Raw genomic sequence first — 14,749 nt, 5'->3', positions numbered from 1 at the left:
GATGGGTTTCCGTACGTTATCCACAACATGCGATACGTCCCCTGTGTTTCTGCTGGTGTCACCCTGGAGGAAGATGTCCTGGAGGGCCTTTCGGTTCTGGGGATTTCGGTTCGAAAGTGGCAGGTTATCGGGCATTATCGGCTTAAGTGACGGCATTTACCCTGACACAAGGGCGAGAAACCATCACTACACACCCTCTTCTGGATCCATGGACGATTTCAGCTACTACTCACGAGCCTTGCTGTTTTACTGGCTGGGGCCGTTCAGGCCGGGAACGCCCCTGCGCAGGACCAGCTGTTTTCGGAGATCACCGGTATCGTGGAGACGCATTTTTTTGATCCCCACCGTATCAAGCAGGCGTTTCCGGCGATCAAAGAGCAATACCGGCCGCAGATCCTGGGGGCTTCCCCCGAGGCAATTCCCCGTCTTGTCAACGCCATGCTGGGCGAACTCAACGCTTCCCATACCTGTTACTTAACGCCGGATGATCCCGAGTATTACTACCTGGCCGCCCTTTTTTCCAGGATACCTGAGATCGGGGCCCTGTTTCTGAAGGGGCTGCGCATTACGGTTGGTCTTTACCCGGATGGATCAGGGGGCGGGTCCATGTGGCGAGCCTCCTTGCCGGGGGCGCCGCCGAAAAAGCCGGGATCTTAAAGGGCGACGAGATCCTCTCCGTGAACGGCAAGCCGTTTACCCCAGTAGCATCCTTAAGGCCCCTGGTGGGCACCGATGCCGTGTTCGAGGTGAGGCGAAAAAAAACCACGGCGCCATTTTCGCTGACGATGCGGCCGGTGCTCATGAACCCCAAAGAGGAGATGCTGGAGGCGCAGAATGCCAGCGTTCGCGTGATTGAAAAGGGTGGCCGCCGCATCGGTTACATCCATATCTATTCCTATGCCGGGGAAGAGTATCACAAAGCCCTGCGAGACGCCCTGGCCTGGGGCCCGCTGAAAGATGCCGATGCCCTGATCATCGATCTGCGTTATGGCCTTGGGGGGGCGTGGCCCTCGTATCTCAACATCTTTAACCGGAACATTCCGGTGCTGGAGGTCATCGACAGGGAGGGGAACAGAAACAGGGTGGACACCCAATGGCGCAAGCCCGCAGTCTACCTTGTGAACGGTTACACCCGCAGCGGCAAGGAGCTCTGGCCCTTTGGCGCCAAAAAACACGGAGCGCCCACGGTCATCGGGGAGCGCACGGCAGGTCAGAGAGCCTGGCAGGACGCTTGTTCCCGCTTTCCAACAAGGCCCTTCTTTTTCTTGCCGTCCAGGGGTGCCGCATCGACGGGGTGGATCTCGAGGTATCCTGGGCTGGTGCTGTATTGAGTCCCCTTTGAGGTTCCCTACTGTGGCGGGCAGGACGCCCAACTCCACAAGGCCGCAGAATACCTTTTGAACCAATTGAAGGTTTTATAATATATGGTATCACGTTGCCTTCTGTCATGTTGATTGGCCTGAATCTGTTGTTTAAAAGCTGTTTGTCAGACGTTTCAAAAGTTTGGCCCCCGGCATGGCCGCCGGAGGCTTTTTTTTATCTGCATCAAACCATTGATGGCTTAACCGTTGCAGGCTGAGGTCATGACATTGCCCCATTTTCCCATGCCATCACTTATCGATACATTGACAGAAGCCCTGGGCGATGCCCGGCACCTCCCGGCCCATGGAGCGGAAGAGCTTTCGCATCTATTTATCCAAAGGCGTTACCCACGCAGCACCATCCTGGTCCTGGCCGGAGATTTATGGGATCGGGTGTATTATATCCGCAAGGGGATGATTCGGCTGTACTATACGGACAGCCAGGGGCGTGAGTTTAACAAGGGCTTTTTCCGGGAAGGACAGCTTCTCTGGCCGGTGGCGCCCTATGCCCGGAAAGGTGGCACCTTTCATCCTCGGCTGAAGATCTCCAGGTCTCTGTCTGCGGTTTTGACGCCTTTTATCGGTGGCTCTCCACGCACCGGTGCTGGGAGCATTTTGCCCTGCCCTATGCCTATGCAGGGGCTTCTCCGGGCACCAGGTCCCCACGAAGGTTGGAGCCGGTGCAGCTTCGTTGCCACCATCCTGACCTGACCGAGCGCATTCCGGATTATCACCTGGCCTCCTACCTGGGCATGACCAATGTGTCCCTCTCCCGGATTAAAAAAAAATATTATGCTTAACCTACGTTAATTATCGTTTTCTTTTTTCCGTTATCCTGCCTGTGCAGTTCGCATGATTCACGATAGCAAAAAAGAGGAGGCGATCCATGGAATCGTTACGCGGTAAAACAGCCCTTATCACCGGAGGGAGCGACGGCATCGGCTTTGCCATTGCCACGGAAACTTTTGCGGCCCGGTGATGCGTCGATTGGAAGGGACCCGGAGAAGCTGAAGCGGAGGAAAAAGAGCCTTGGGCAGTACCCGTGGATATGCGCTCGCGGTTGTGGGTAGCATCAGATAACAGGGATGAGGTGACGGGTGTTGCCGGGTTGGTGGCTGACCATGGCATGAGGATTGACATCATCGTCAACAATGCAGGGATCGCCCGGTTCGTTCCCTTTGAGGATACCGATGAATCCCTGCTCGCATATCACCTTGCGCTGAACGTCTGTGCCCCGTATGCCATCTGCCAAGTCTTTCTGGAGGACTGCTGGGCGTCCCGGAGCATTATGGATGTTGTCGGTATATTTTTGCGCGTCGATATGTTCCGGACAGGCCGTCCACGGCGTATTCCCTCACCAAGGGGGCCCTGGAGTCCTTCACCAGGGCCCTTGCCTTTGAACTGGTTAGGGCTGTCTGGTTTAATGCCATTGCCCCCGGCACCGTCACCACGCCCCAGGTCGAGAAAAACATGGAGCGCCTTGACCAGGGGGCAAAGGAACGGTTCAAGGCCATGGTCCGGTCGATCTATCCCATGCAGGCCCTGGGCGACCCGGAAGATGTCGCCCATCTGGCTGCGTTTCTGGCGTCGGATCAGGCCCGGTGGATTACCGGGGGGATCTTCCCGGTGGACGGGGGCTTAACGACGAACTGACGCCGCGGTGTTTTCCGGCAGGCCGGTTTCAACGGGGTTGCCCGGGGTGTTGCTCCAGCCAATCCATCCGTCGCTGAAGATGCCGATGTCCTTGAGCCCCATGACATCGGCATCGTAGTAGATCTCGGCCACACGCCAGCCGCTGCCGCACATGAAGGAGAGGTGGGTGGTGGTGTCGATGCCCTGGCCCTTCCACAGGGCCAGGATTTCGTCGGCGTTTCGCATGGTCTTGTCCGGGTTTCGGTAGTACTCCAGCGTCGTAGGCGCTCTTTTTGCCTGTGCATAGCCAAAGACCTCAAATCTGGGAATTCCACCCTTTTTCTTGTGGTAGGCATAGCCGGAGGATTCACCGATGTGCTCGGCCCAGGTCCGGTTGTCCACCAGGGTGAATGTCTTGGGGGTACGGAGTCCGGCCCGGGTCTCTTCCATGGTGTCGATGACGTCCGGGTTGCCGGGGGACACCACCTTTCAGCTTGAGCCGTAGTCGCCGTCGCTGGCGACGGGTTTCCAGGTCAGCCTGGCCAGGGTCCAGGAGAGGGTCCCGCCGTCAGAGGACGCACACCCTGATGCTGCATGTATTCCAGCACCGTGGCCACCCGAAAGGCGGCCAGGGGTTCCTCGGAAGTAACGATGACGGTGTCATCCCGGGTGAATCCGAAGGAGAGGGCCATCTTTTTCAAGGTCTGGTCATCGGCCAGCATCCACATGACGGGCTCGGTTTCCGTGGGCGGCTCCACGCGATCCGTGTTGATGTGAAAGGCCCCCGGGATATGGCCCTTGGCATAGGAGTTTTTCTCTTCTCCCCAGCTTGCCTCTGCCACGATGATGCTTTGGCTGTTTTCAAAACTCTCCGGCCGGTTTCCCGCCGACGATCTCGAGAGACCGGCCGGCACCAGCAGCTGGTGGTTGGGATAGCGTTCCAGGGGCAGTTTTTTGTCCTTTGCCCAGGCGGTGATGTCGTAGCGATGCAGGCGGGTGTAGCCCTTTGAGGTGAGGTAGGCTGCCACAGCGGAGGCGTCCTGTCCGTTGGCGTCGTAGAGAAGCACGTTTTTCTCGGCATATGCTCTTTGTCCAGAAAGGATCTCTTCAGGGTCGCGTCACACTGGTCCCCCCACCTTCAGCCAGTTGGCAGAGAAGTCCGTTGCACCCGGGATGTGGCCGCCCCGGCTTACGCCGTCCAGCTTCCAGCCGTTGTAGGCGCTGTTCAATCGGGTGTCCACGATAACCCAGTCGTCAGCGCCCATGGCCGCAACAACCTGGGGGTGTCCATGACGGGTACGGCCTGTTCCGCCCGGATTTCGGCGGTCAGCCCAAAAAGGAAGTAGCGCCGCTAAAGCTTGCGCATCTGTTTTTCATCTCAAATCTGTCTCCTGCTGTGTGGATAGGCCCCAGGTGAGGGCCTTGTGTGGCAATGTCCTTAAAACCTGTGATGTGTAGTCCTGACGGGGAACGAAGTCAAATTGATCCTGTGAATGCAGTGGCTTGTTTCTATAGGCTGTTTCTCTGTCTGGTATCATGCCTGCTGATACCCTTACCAGGCAGCTCTGTCGGGGCCGAGCGTTTGCCTGGACTAGAATACGGATTTAACAAAGGTCTTCATGGTTCATTTTTGTAATGCGAAAAAATGGAAATTATTTCGTGGAGCCCAGGCTCTCCGCCAAACCTGTTTGTCAAATTTTTTAAGGTTTTGGCCCCCGGCAGGGCCGCCGGAGGCAAAAAAATCATGAAAAATCGGCCTAAACGGAGCGCCGCACTCCGTGCGGCTAACTCGTCCGTCGTTATCCGTGCCGCACAGGAGTGCGGCGCTCCAGGGGGAGGGGGAGGAAGAGGCCGGCCTTGATCACCGGAACGTTTTTGCGGGGCTTTTTTCAAAAAGCGACCCGCCGGAGGCCACTGAATGTTTAAATGCGTTGGCCCTGCGAACCAGGGTGATTTTCGTTGACAAAAAAACAGCGGTGCGTGTAAAAAGAGGTACTTCAAAAAAATGGAAACGATGTGTTGTTAAAAGAGGTTACTTTTGGATTTCTTCCTCCTCTTTTAGAAAGTGGCTGCGTTTTCCCGAAGGAATCCTGATAATCATCCAATTATCGGGACCCTTCAACCCATCTTTATGTGCTCCCGATGATTGATTTGTTTCCCTTATGTTTTTTTGAAGGAGCACACATGCCTGCCTTTGGTCGATCCTTAAAGGAGATCTTCCTTTTTTCACTTCCCATTATCGCAGGGCAACTGGGCCAGATGCTGTTCGGCATCGGGGACATCGTGGTTGCCGGGCGTTACTCCACCGAGGTTCTCTCCGCCCTCGGCATCGCCACCGCTATTTTTTCTCCCTTTCTGCTCATTGGAACGGGGGTTACCTTTGCCGTGAGCCCGCTCAAGGCACGGATGATCGCCGAGAAGCGGGACGTCAGCGCAGTGCCCGGGACCACCCTGGCCCTGGGGTTTTTGGCCGGTACGGTGCTGGCTTTGATGGTTGTCGCCTCGGGCTTCTGCGTGTCGGCCCTGGGGCTTGCTCCCGCCATTGAGGAGCTGGTGGTGATTTACCTTATGATCTGTGCGGGATCCATGATTCCTGTGATGATTTTTCAGGTGCTCAAGGAGAATCTCCAGGCCCGGGAAAAGACCCTCTTTGCCAACAGCCTGATCCTGTTTTTCAACCTCGTGAATGTCGGGGCCAACGTCTTTTTTATCTTTACCCTGGACTGGGGCATTGCCGGGGCGGCCGTGGCAACCACCCTGTCCCGGACCCTCATGGCCGTGATTCTTTATGCCCATGCCGCCCGGCAGCTCACCATCACCCGGAAGGTCTCTTTTCCGATCATGGGGCATCTCCTGAAAAAGGGCCTTCCCATCGGCCTCAACGGGTTGCTCATCGGCCTGATCTTTTCCCTGGTCACGGTGCTGGCCGGGAAGATGTCGGTGACGGCTTCAGCGGCTAATAACATCCTCATCAATATCTCGTCCCTTACCTACATGGTGCCCTATGCCCTGGCCGGAGCCGCTTCGGTGAAGGTTGCCGGGGCGTTCGGGCGCAGGGATTTTCACGCCGTGACCTCCTATGCCCTGGCCACCCTGTGCCTGGGGTTCATGTCCGCCACGGTGATGGGCTCGTTGTTTTATGCCGTTCCTGAAGCGATTCTTTCCCTGGTCACGGCAGATCCCCGGGTGATCCGTTACGGCGTGGGCCTGCTTCTTGTGGGGGCGTTTTATCAAGTGCCCGACGCCATTCAGGTGACGGTCCAGGGATGCCTGCGGGGCCTTGAGGTGACCTTTCGGCCCATGGTCTATATTTTTCTCGGTATCTGGGGCGTGGGGTTTCCCGTGGGGTGCTTTTTCGCCTACGCAAAGGGCATGGAGGCCGCAGGGCTCTGGATGGGCATGGCCGTTGGCCTGACCGCCGTGGCCGTTGTAAACGCCGCTCTTTTTGTGCGGATCCTCATGGGGTACAGGCGCTCTCCAGTTGCTGAACCGCAGGCCTTGGTGCCTTGCGCGATACAGCAGTGAACAGTGAGAAGGGTCGTACCGCAATCGTTCCTGTTTTGATATAATCCAAGGACCTGTCCATGCCGGTGGTGTAACCCTTCAGCTTGTTTTTATCAAAGACAGTTTGAGCTGAACCGTTACCCGTGGCCTGGACACAGGCAACATCCCGGAAACAGAACGGGGACGATGTGATGGTGGTGTGTGTATATTGCGGCGGCCTGTATCCTCTGGTTTGCAGCCTGGCATGATGCCATGGCTGCGAGAAATGTGGTGGTGTTCTGTATAGACAATTACCCTCCCTACAGCTATGACGTGAATGGCCGGGCCATGGGGATATATCCCTCAATTTTCAGGCGGGCCTTTTCCCGGATGGACGGGTATCGGGTGACCCTGCTCCCCATTCCCTGGAAACGGGGGCTGCACTACCTGAAAAGCGGACAAGGTTTTGCCATTGTGCCCGTCTATTTCAAGCCGGAGCTTCGTCCGTACATCTGGCCGTACAGCATCCCGGTGCTGCGGCAGGAGGAGGTGCTTCTCTGCCGTGAACATGTCCTTGCCACCCGAAGCAGCCAACACTGGCCCGAGGGGTTCTATGGGCTGACCATCGGTAAAAACGCCGGGTATGCAACGGGAGGAAAGGCCTTTAACGAGGCCGTGGCCCGGGGGGATGTTTTTTTGTCCGAGGCCAAAAGCAACCGGATCAACCTTTTAAAGCTCGGGCTCGGGCGAACGGATTGCTACCTCAACGATCGCCTCTCCATTGCATGGGAACTGGGTCAGCTCATGGGCGAAGGGCTTTACGACGAGGGCGGGACACACGCCGTCCTCGGCGAGCCCATTTCCATCCACTGGGAGTGGGGACATCTTGGCGTGACCCGCATGGATTTCGGGCAGTACCGTTTGAAATCAGATTTTCTGGAGCAGTTGAACGGGATTCTTTCGGCCATGCAGGCCACAGGAGAGATTCGGGAGATTGTGGAAGGCATCATGGGGGCTCCTTGCCCCAAGGGGCCGTAAGGATGACGATGATTTACGACAACGATGCGTTTTTTGAGCAGTACAAGCGGTTGCGGCTTGAGGACACAGGCCTGAACGGAAAGATGGAAGAGCCCTGCATGCGGCCCATGCTGGGGGATGTCTCCGGCCTGAGGGTCCTGGACATCGGGGCAGGCTTCGGCCACCAGGCCGCCTGGCTGAAGGAGCACAACGCGCGGTCGGTGGTGGCCCTGGACCCGTCGGCCAACATGTTTGCCCACGCCACGGCCCGACATGCGGGCAAGGGGATTACCTTTGTGCACGGCTATTACGAAGACCAGGTGTTTGACGACCCCTTTGATCTCATCGTCAGCTCCATGGCCCTCCATTACGTGGAAGATCTGGCCCCGTTTTTTGCCAAGTGCCATGGCGATCTGGCCGAGGGCGGCCACCTGGTGTTCTCCATGGAGCACCCGGTGTGCACGGCAAACCCCACGGGGTACAGCGAGGATGAGGGCGGGAAGTTTTGGCGCCTGACGGATTATTTTCGCGAAGGCGAACGGGTCCAGACCTGGTTCGTGGACGGGGTGAGGAAAACCCACCGCACGCTCTCAACGGTTATCAACGCCCTCATTGCCGCAGGGTTTGCCATCCGGCAGGTGGAGGAGCCGGCCCCCATGGACAGGGAGTACCCGGAAGGCGAAAAGACAACGGACTACTTCTGGATACGTCCCTCCATCGTGGTGATTAAAGCGGGAAAGTAAACACGAAAGTAGCTAGTCAGGTTGCCTCCGGCGGGTCGCTTTTTGAAAAAAGCTCCGCAAAAACTTTCCGGCCATCAAGGCGCTTCTCCTCAGCCCCTACGGGACTGAGGAGAAGCGCCTTGATAAAAGAAAAAATGAGAGGGGTTGTGCACTGTTGCTGTGTGGCCCAAAAAAATGAAACTTGTTTGCCAATCGTTATGAGCGTTTGGTCCCCGGCAGGGCTGCCGGAGACCAATTATTCATATGCGTGTGCCCGTGCCTCACCGGGCAGCTACTTTGAAAACGCCATCTTCATGGACAGGGAGGTTGTGTGAAGTTTCACCGCATCGGTTTTTGCCTCCATGGAGATGTTGACGAACCGCTTTTCCTCTCCTTTTCCCACGTAAAAATAACGCCTCAGCAGGTCGGTGACCTCCTTGTCCTCGGAACGCCTGAGCTCCGCAGGGATTTCAATGGCGCCTTTTAAGTCCACGAAGTCGCCGTCTTCCCCGGGGTGTTCCCGGACGGTGTTTCGCAAGGTGAAGTGGTGGTGGAGCGGGAGGGTGATCCAGGTGCCGCCCTCTGTCTTGAGCCTGAGTTCGGCAGGGGAGGCCACCAGGCTGAACCCGGTGAGTTCCGCCTCCACGTCTCCGTGGATGAGGTTGGTCATGGTGCCGGAAAACGCGTACTCCGGCGCGTCCCCCAGGGTGAGGTGGGACATGTTCTCCGGCGGGTTCTCAATGAAATCCTCTTCGGGGATGATCCGTCCCGGGGTTTCCACAAAGCGCCAGAAAATTCCTTCCAGGTTTTTTTCAAAATACCCGGGCTTTCCTTCCTCGTTAACCCCTTCCACCCGCAAAATCCGATCGCTTTCTCCCGGAACCCCGTCTTCAGGAAAGAGGATGGTGATGTTTTTGGTGATGCGCCCGTGGATTTTGGGCTGGTTGTACCACACCTGATCCGGGACCCTTCGTTTTCTTACCAGGCTAAAGTTGAGAATGGCATCGTTGGTGGCGTAGTGGACGTCGTCTTCGTAGGTGTAGTTGAAAAAGGGGTTGCCGCCGCCGATATCAAAGTCGTTCTGGTGGGTGTACATATCCCCGTAGCGGTTGATGACAAACAGGGTGGAGGATGCAGCGCTTAAGTTCTCGGCGATGAACCGGTCCCTGAAAGGCCCTGCGATGCGGTAGCCCCAGTCCGGCGGGGTCCAGGGATCGGTGAAGTGGATCTCCCGGCCGTTTTCAAACAGGGCGTAGATGGTGGTGACCATGCAGGGGTAAGCGTTGCCGTTCTGGTCGTAGTAGAACTTGTTGCGCAACAGGTCGTCCTGGGACAGGGCCCAGCCCCGGATGTTTTCCGGCAGGGAGATCCCCGCACCGGCCCCCAGGGGCGTACCCCAGTGGCTCGTTGATGAGATGGCGCCCGGAGCCGCGTAACCGTTTTTGCAGTAGTAAATCTGCCGTGTCTCGGAGACGGCGATGAGGATGGGGCCGTCCACGGAGATCTCCTCCATGGCATCGGCGGTGATGGGGTTGCCCAACAGGTTTTCCGGGGACCCGGTGTTCCCGAGGAGCTGCCACGAGGTCCCGTCGACCCGCTCTTTGACGTAGATCAGGCCGTCGTGGATGGCAAAATAGTACACTTCGTTGAATGCCCGGGTGGACGATCTCAGGCTGATCACGTCGGGCAGGTCAGGGAGCTGGGCCGTCGCCGGAGCGACGCAGGCGAGTAGAAAAAGGAACATCGACACCAAAAACACCTTCGTTTTCATGAATCCTCCATACAATTGAAATGAACACTATCGGGATTTCTCAGGTAAGGATACGCTCTTATATCGAAACACGAGCAATGTGTTGTAAACGAGTGTTTTAGTCACTGGGTTTTTACACCACACCTTGATTCATTTCAAGTCGATTCCTCTTCTTTGTTAGTTATTCTTGATTGCCGTGCGATAACTATGCAGTTGCCTCCGGCGGGCCACCGGAGGCTTTTTTCATTTGGTTTGCTAGTTGTGGCGTGTCATTCGATCCCTTACACGCACGGCTCCGGGCTGCCCATCTCTTCGTAGAGGGCAAGGTAGTCGATGAGCCCCCGGGTGAACTGGGCATGCGCATCACCGGCGGTTGTGGGGCGCAGAATGTGGCCCTCAATGCGGACCAGGCCGGCATCCGCCCAGCAGTGGAGCAGGGGCAGAAGGGCCATGGGGGAGGATTCGCCCGCGTGTCGGCCCAGCCCGGCCAGGTCGAGGGCCAGGGTCTGCATCTGCGATCTGATGAGGCTGGCGAGACGGTGATTGGCCACCGGAGCAAGGATCATGGCCACGGGTTTCTCCCGTCCCGCGGTGTTGAGGTAGTCATCCAGCCGGTCGGTCATGAGAACGCGATGACCGTCCACAAAGCCTTCCGCTCCGCATCCAAAGGGGATGCTGGGGGCCTGCTGTGACGCCAGAAAGGAAGAGAGATTTCGTTCCCTGGGGGTGCATGCCCAGTGCCCTGCTGAGATGCGGCGACAGGTGGTGGCGGCCAGGGTCTCTGAGCCCTTCTCGAAGAGGGCATACTGTTCCCGGACAAGGGCGGTATCCCGGCCATGGAGGGGCACGTGGGGTACGAGATCGATGCCGTCGGGGTTTAAAGACACAAGGGTTTCCAGATCCTGTTGAAACATGTCGGCGCTTTGGCCGGAGAGACCGTATGTCAACCCCACGCTCACGGTGGCCTGGCCGGTGCTGATAAGCTCCGATAAGCTGTTTGCAGCCTTTTCACCGTCGGCCCGCCGCCCCATGGCTTGCCGGAGCGGGGTCTGGAAGCTGAGTATGTCCAGGGAGACTCGGTTGACCCCTGCGCGTGTGATGGCGCGGGCCATCTCTGGTGTCATGTCGGCGATGCGCCCTTCAACCGTTATTTCGCAGTCGTTGGCCAGGGGGAGGTTGCGGCGAGCGGCCTCAATGATACGGGCAAGGTCTGAAGGGGCCAGGGCAGTCGGGATACCACCGTTTACGAGGAACGCGTGGATAGGGTTGCCCTGGGTGCTGAGTCGCGTTCCGTCACGCATGATGTCGCAAATGACAGCATCGGCGTAGGCCGTACTGAGCTGTGCGTCCACCGGGATCTGGCTTGGGATCTCATCCCCGGTTGTGCCCGTGCCGAAGGGGATGCGGAGGGTCGCCGCCTGCCTTGGGTGGAGGGGGGCTTCGGACAAGGTGTGCCAGAGGCTTCGGGCTCCGGGCCCGGTGACGGGCGCCAGTCCTCCCGTTGCATAGGGTTCGGGCTCTTCATTGCCAAAGGCGCAGGAGGGCGACGCGTCTGCTGGGCGAGGGAAACATCCCAGGGACTTGGCTTTTCGGAAAAAACGGGTAAAGGCATCCACGGGGGTGTCTTCCGGAGCCATATCGCGGGTCAAGGGCGGTACGGGAACCTGAAAGGTTGGCATGGGGGGCCTCCTGTCTGTTTTGTTTTTGGGTTGTGGTAAAAAATTTGGCATTCCGAATTTGATGGCCAAAAAAATATATGAGTATTTCGTTATGCCTCAGCCTGCCCGAGGCATAACGGAATGGTTACCAAAAAACAAAAAAGGGGAGTTGCAAGGCGGGTGAATGCTTTCCGACTTCAGAGGGGCCGGAGCGCTCTTTATCGCTTCAGCCCCTGACTGCCGGGGGCTGGCTTTTGGTTTTGTTGCGCTCTGCAAGGAGCTTTACCACGTGGTCCCTCAACCGTTTTGCCTGGCATTTGGGGGCGCGTTTAACGGCCTTGTTCAACCACGGAAGGGCTTCTTCGGGTTTTTCCTGCTGAAAGAGCACATAACCCAGCATCATCAGGGCATGGCCCTGGTTCGGGGTGAAGGAAAGGACCTTGCGGAAAGCCTCTTCTGCCCCGTTGAGGTCGTCTGCCTCGAACCGCAGCTGGCCGGTGAGGAGCCAGAGACGCTCTGTGTCCCATGTGACAACGCCCTGTTCCAGAACTGCCAGAGCCGCCTCGGGTTTGAATCCTGCCATGAGGGCCTCGGCCTCTTTTCGGGTGAGTTCGGCGCTGCCTTTTCCTTTTTCCGTCAGGCGCCGGTAGCAGGCGGCGGCATCCAGGGGGAGATCTTCAGCCCGGAAGAGGTCCCCTAAGGTGAGAAGCTCTGCGTCGTTGATGTCCCCCAGGTGATCCAGGTTTCGGAGCTGGACCATGGCCTCGGGGTAGCGCTTTTCCTGAAGGAGAAGGCCTGCAAGGCTCCTGCGGAGTTTGGGTTCCCCACCCATGATGGGCAGGCGATCCGTAAGGGCCTTGATCACGGCCGGACGTTTTCCAGCCTGGGGAGCCGCGGCTGCAGCCAGCTCAACCCACCCTACGTTCCGGCAGTCCGGGAACCGGGCAAACAGATCCAGGCAGAGGGTGACGCAGGTCTCCCAGGATTTTTCCCGGTACCGGGAGAGGGCTTCAAAATAGCGAAGGGCAGGGCGGGTCTCTCCGGTGAGGACAAAGGCTTTGCCCAGTGCTTCGGCAGCTTCTCCGAAGTGCTCGGTTTCGTAGGCGACCCGGCCCAGGTTCTGCCAGGCCGGAGCAAAGCTGTCGCAGAGGGCGGTGGCGTTTCTGAAACGCTCCAGGGCTTTTTCAGGCTCTTCGGCCTGGACCAGCTGAACGCCCAGGTGAAACTCCAGGAGATGGTGGCTTCGTTTGCCCGCGCGTTTTGCCGCCTTGGTAAGGGTTGCCAGGGCCTCTTCCGGGTGTTCGTTCTCAATGGCCTTGGACGCTTTGGTCAGGGCCATGGCCACCGAGGGCGAGGGCTGAGAGTCGCAGGTCCCTGCCAGGCTTTCCGTTGCCAGGGCCATGAGCCCGGCGCAGAGGAAGACCCCTATAAGGCGTGCGGCAGACAGTGGAGAATGTGTGATGGGTCCCATGGGTCAATTCTCCAGGTTGAAGTTGATGGTTTTGGTAACGCGGACCCGCACAGGCTCTCCGGTGATCTCCCCCGGGGTAAAGGTCCAGCGGCCGATGGCATCCATGACCGCCCTGTCGAAGACGCCGGGCGGGTTGGACCCCGTGATCTCCACATCGTGGATACGGCCGTCCTTTTCCACGAGGAACTTCACGGTGACACTTCCCGAGATTCCCCACGTTGCGATCGAACGGGTAGATGGGCGCCACGTTGTGGGAGGGCATGGGCAGTTTGTCGAGTTGTGCCTCGCCGAAGACCATGTCCACCGGACCCGGTTTGAAGGCTGTGGTGTCCAATTCCGGGAGCGCCGGTCCCACCTTGAGGGTGGGGGCGGCGGCCGTGTGCACCGGGGTGGGGTCGATGGGCAGGTCCAACCTCGGTTTCATGGGTTTTTCCTGTTTCACCGGTTTTTCCGGGGCCTTTGCCGGGGGCGGCGGGGTCAGCTCCTTTAATTTCACCATGGTCACGGGCCGCAGGCGAAAGGTCTCATCGCTCCTTGCCGGGGCGGTGCGCATGCCCGGCAGCAGGGCAAAGAGGAAGATGTTCACCCCCAGGGCCAGGAGGCCCGCAAGGACCATGGGGTTTCGGGGGCCGGTGGCGATCATGCATCCCCCTTGTTCTGGGTTGCAACGCTGACCCGTGAAGCTCCGGCCAGACGGCACTGGTCCATGACCCGGATGAGGGTCCCGGTGGGGCAGGCTTTGTCGGCGATCACCACCACATCGGCGTCGGGCTTGTCGGCCACGGCACGCGCGATGTGGAGGCGAACGCTTCGGATGTCAATGGGTTTTCCGTCGTAGTGGACCGAGCCGTCTTCGGCGATCCCCACGAGGATGGCGTTCTTCTTGGACACCACGCTGGTCTCTGCCTGGGGCCGGTTGATGTCGATGCCGGTCTCTTTGACAAAGCTGGTGGTTACCATAAAAAAGATGAGAAGCAGAAACACCAGGTCGATGAGGGGAGAGATATTCACCTCCGGTGTGCTGCTGTTGCGTCTCAGGGAGTCCCGGACCCGTATCACGTCATGCTCCTTTGGATGATGCTGATGGTTTCGTCGAGTTTGGCGGAGAGGCGATGGGCCCGCCGCATGAGAAGCACGCCCATGAACATCCCGGGGATGGCCACGGACAGGCCGCTCTGGGTGGTGATGAGGGATTCGGAGATCCCCCCGGCCATGGCACGGGCGTTGCCCGTGCCGAAGAGGGCGATGACGTCAAAGGTGGTGATCATGCCGCTCACCGTGCCCAGAAGCCCCAAAAGGGGCGCCACAGCGGCCAGTGTGGCGATGAGGCCGATACGCCGGGTGAGGTGGGGCCGTTTCTGGAGCCGGTATTGGTGGAGAAGGCCCCGGTTCACCTTGGGGGAGTCGGTGCCGTATTCGGCCATGAACCGAACCAGTTCCCGGCGAAGCCCGGGAAGGTTCGGCCCGGGATCTCCCTTTCGCACCAGGGCAAGGGCCGCGCCCAGGTCGAGGTCCTGCTTTTCAACCTGCCGGTAGACGAGGAGCCGCTCGAAGATGAGAGCCCAGAGAACCAGGGAGCAGATCATGATGGGAACCATCACCGCGCCGCCGCTGTCGATGTAGCCGAAAATGGCCGTGAGGAGATCTCCCATGGA

At 58.5% G+C, this 14,749-nt stretch carries 17 protein-coding genes and 1 pseudogene; 9 read left to right on the top strand and 9 right to left on the bottom strand.

Annotation, left to right across the window (positions count from 1 at the left end; all coding sequences use genetic code 11):
- Positions 1–318: 318 nt before the first annotated feature.
- The 5 genes and pseudogenes from ACOYW1_RS18320 (at position 319) to ACOYW1_RS18300 (ending at position 3,014) form a co-directional block, all read left to right on the top strand.
- Entirely contained in the window at positions 319–657 is a 339-nt protein-coding gene (locus ACOYW1_RS18320) for a hypothetical protein (RefSeq protein WP_482419197.1), read from the top strand.
- Complete coding sequence (locus ACOYW1_RS18315; RefSeq protein ID WP_482419196.1) at positions 609–1,331, top strand: S41 family peptidase; 723 nt, start codon at positions 609–611, stop codon at positions 1,329–1,331. Before ACOYW1_RS18320 ends, ACOYW1_RS18315 begins: the two co-directional genes overlap by 49 nt.
- Positions 1,332–1,583: 252 nt before the next feature.
- The gene (locus tag ACOYW1_RS18310; protein WP_482419195.1) at positions 1,584–2,072 is read left to right on the top strand and encodes a Crp/Fnr family transcriptional regulator; all 489 of its coding nucleotides are present in this window, start codon (positions 1,584–1,586) and stop codon (positions 2,070–2,072) included.
- A 337-nt stretch (positions 2,073–2,409) separates the two neighbouring features.
- Positions 2,410–2,616 (top strand): annotated as a pseudogene (locus ACOYW1_RS18305) (SDR family NAD(P)-dependent oxidoreductase); the annotation flags it as partial.
- Positions 2,556–3,014 carry an SDR family NAD(P)-dependent oxidoreductase gene (locus ACOYW1_RS18300; RefSeq protein ID WP_482423757.1) on the top strand — a complete coding sequence of 153 codons (459 nt, stop codon included), beginning with the start codon at positions 2,556–2,558 and terminating at the stop codon, positions 3,012–3,014. The pseudogene ACOYW1_RS18305 and the gene ACOYW1_RS18300, both read left to right, overlap by 61 nt.
- Here ACOYW1_RS18300 and ACOYW1_RS18295 read toward each other — a convergent pair.
- The 3 genes from ACOYW1_RS18295 to ACOYW1_RS18285 are packed head-to-tail and all read right to left on the bottom strand — an operon-like array spanning position 3,000 to position 4,258.
- Positions 3,000–3,476 carry a sulfurtransferase gene (locus ACOYW1_RS18295; protein ID WP_482419194.1) on the bottom strand — a complete coding sequence of 159 codons (477 nt, stop codon included), beginning with the start codon at positions 3,474–3,476 and terminating at the stop codon, positions 3,000–3,002. The two genes, ACOYW1_RS18300 and ACOYW1_RS18295, sit on opposite strands and share 15 nt — an antisense overlap.
- Before the next feature lie 50 nt (positions 3,477–3,526).
- Positions 3,527–4,060 carry a rhodanese-like domain-containing protein gene (locus ACOYW1_RS18290; protein WP_482419193.1) on the bottom strand — a complete coding sequence of 178 codons (534 nt, stop codon included), beginning with the start codon at positions 4,058–4,060 and terminating at the stop codon, positions 3,527–3,529.
- Between the two features lie 51 nt (positions 4,061–4,111).
- On the bottom strand, positions 4,112–4,258 hold the full coding sequence (locus ACOYW1_RS18285) for a hypothetical protein (RefSeq protein WP_482419192.1): 147 nt from the start codon (positions 4,256–4,258) through the stop codon (positions 4,112–4,114).
- 919 nt (positions 4,259–5,177) lie between these two features.
- Here ACOYW1_RS18285 and ACOYW1_RS18280 point away from each other — a divergent pair.
- The 3 genes from ACOYW1_RS18280 to ACOYW1_RS18270 all read left to right on the top strand — a co-directional run bounded on the left by ACOYW1_RS18280 (position 5,178) and on the right by ACOYW1_RS18270 (position 8,236).
- A complete protein-coding gene (locus ACOYW1_RS18280; protein WP_482419191.1) occupies positions 5,178–6,518 on the top strand; it encodes an MATE family efflux transporter in 1,341 nt (446 codons plus the stop codon).
- Positions 6,519–6,749: 231 nt separating this feature from the next.
- Positions 6,750–7,514, top strand: a complete 765-nt coding sequence (locus ACOYW1_RS18275; protein WP_482419190.1) for a substrate-binding periplasmic protein — start codon at positions 6,750–6,752, stop codon at positions 7,512–7,514.
- 2 nt (positions 7,515–7,516) lie between these two features.
- Positions 7,517–8,236 (top strand): class I SAM-dependent methyltransferase, encoded by a 720-nt coding sequence (locus tag ACOYW1_RS18270; protein ID WP_482419189.1) that lies wholly within the window; start codon positions 7,517–7,519, stop codon positions 8,234–8,236.
- A gap of 271 nt (positions 8,237–8,507) precedes the next feature.
- Here the strand turns inward: ACOYW1_RS18270 and ACOYW1_RS18265 are convergent, their stop codons facing one another.
- The 4 genes from ACOYW1_RS18265 to ACOYW1_RS18250 form a co-directional block, all read right to left on the bottom strand.
- Complete coding sequence (locus ACOYW1_RS18265) at positions 8,508–9,986, bottom strand: hypothetical protein (RefSeq protein WP_482419188.1); 1,479 nt, start codon at positions 9,984–9,986, stop codon at positions 8,508–8,510.
- A gap of 260 nt (positions 9,987–10,246) precedes the next feature.
- Positions 10,247–11,644 carry a radical SAM protein gene (locus tag ACOYW1_RS18260; RefSeq protein ID WP_482419187.1) on the bottom strand — a complete coding sequence of 466 codons (1,398 nt, stop codon included), beginning with the start codon at positions 11,642–11,644 and terminating at the stop codon, positions 10,247–10,249.
- Between the two features lie 205 nt (positions 11,645–11,849).
- Complete coding sequence (locus ACOYW1_RS18255) at positions 11,850–13,094, bottom strand: tetratricopeptide repeat protein (RefSeq protein ID WP_482419186.1); 1,245 nt, start codon at positions 13,092–13,094, stop codon at positions 11,850–11,852.
- Between the two features lie 3 nt (positions 13,095–13,097).
- Complete coding sequence (locus tag ACOYW1_RS18250) at positions 13,098–13,304, bottom strand: energy transducer TonB (protein ID WP_482423756.1); 207 nt, start codon at positions 13,302–13,304, stop codon at positions 13,098–13,100.
- A 50-nt stretch (positions 13,305–13,354) separates the two neighbouring features.
- Between ACOYW1_RS18250 and ACOYW1_RS18245 the strand changes: the two genes are divergently transcribed.
- A complete protein-coding gene (locus tag ACOYW1_RS18245) occupies positions 13,355–13,768 on the top strand; it encodes a hypothetical protein (protein ID WP_482419185.1) in 414 nt (137 codons plus the stop codon).
- Here the strand turns inward: ACOYW1_RS18245 and ACOYW1_RS18240 are convergent.
- Both ACOYW1_RS18240 and ACOYW1_RS18235 read right to left on the bottom strand, forming a co-directional pair.
- Positions 13,734–14,153, bottom strand: a complete 420-nt coding sequence (locus tag ACOYW1_RS18240) for an ExbD/TolR family protein (RefSeq protein WP_482415423.1) — start codon at positions 14,151–14,153, stop codon at positions 13,734–13,736. The two genes, ACOYW1_RS18245 and ACOYW1_RS18240, sit on opposite strands and share 35 nt — an antisense overlap.
- Positions 14,150–14,746, bottom strand: a complete 597-nt coding sequence (locus tag ACOYW1_RS18235) for a MotA/TolQ/ExbB proton channel family protein (RefSeq protein ID WP_482415424.1) — start codon at positions 14,744–14,746, stop codon at positions 14,150–14,152. The genes ACOYW1_RS18240 and ACOYW1_RS18235 overlap by 4 nt, the downstream gene beginning before the upstream one ends.
- Between the last annotated feature and the right edge of the window lie 3 nt (positions 14,747–14,749).

It is taken from the genome of Desulfoluna sp. CYM3A, from assembly GCF_056829965.1.
Note: the sequence above shows the minus strand (reverse complement) of the source record. Positions and strands in the feature narration are given on the sequence as shown.

Bases quoted from the DNA above. Each gene is read 5' to 3' on its own strand.
- ACOYW1_RS18260 (WP_482419187.1), bottom strand. From the start codon at position 11,644: ATGCCAACCTTTCAGGTTCCCGTACCGCCCTTGACCCGCGATATGGCT.
- ACOYW1_RS18285 (WP_482419192.1), bottom strand. From the start codon at position 4,258: ATGGGCGCTGACGACTGGGTTATCGTGGACACCCGATTGAACAGCGCC.
- ACOYW1_RS18235 (WP_482415424.1), bottom strand. From the start codon at position 14,746: ATGGGAGATCTCCTCACGGCCATTTTCGGCTACATCGACAGCGGCGGC.
- ACOYW1_RS18265 (WP_482419188.1), bottom strand. From the start codon at position 9,986: ATGAAAACGAAGGTGTTTTTGGTGTCGATGTTCCTTTTTCTACTCGCC.
- ACOYW1_RS18270 (WP_482419189.1), top strand. From the start codon at position 7,517: ATGACGATGATTTACGACAACGATGCGTTTTTTGAGCAGTACAAGCGG.
- ACOYW1_RS18280 (WP_482419191.1), top strand. From the start codon at position 5,178: ATGCCTGCCTTTGGTCGATCCTTAAAGGAGATCTTCCTTTTTTCACTT.
- ACOYW1_RS18310 (WP_482419195.1), top strand. From the start codon at position 1,584: ATGACATTGCCCCATTTTCCCATGCCATCACTTATCGATACATTGACA.
- ACOYW1_RS18255 (WP_482419186.1), bottom strand. From the start codon at position 13,094: ATGGGACCCATCACACATTCTCCACTGTCTGCCGCACGCCTTATAGGG.
- ACOYW1_RS18245 (WP_482419185.1), top strand. From the start codon at position 13,355: ATGGGCAGTTTGTCGAGTTGTGCCTCGCCGAAGACCATGTCCACCGGA.
- ACOYW1_RS18275 (WP_482419190.1), top strand. From the start codon at position 6,750: ATGGCTGCGAGAAATGTGGTGGTGTTCTGTATAGACAATTACCCTCCC.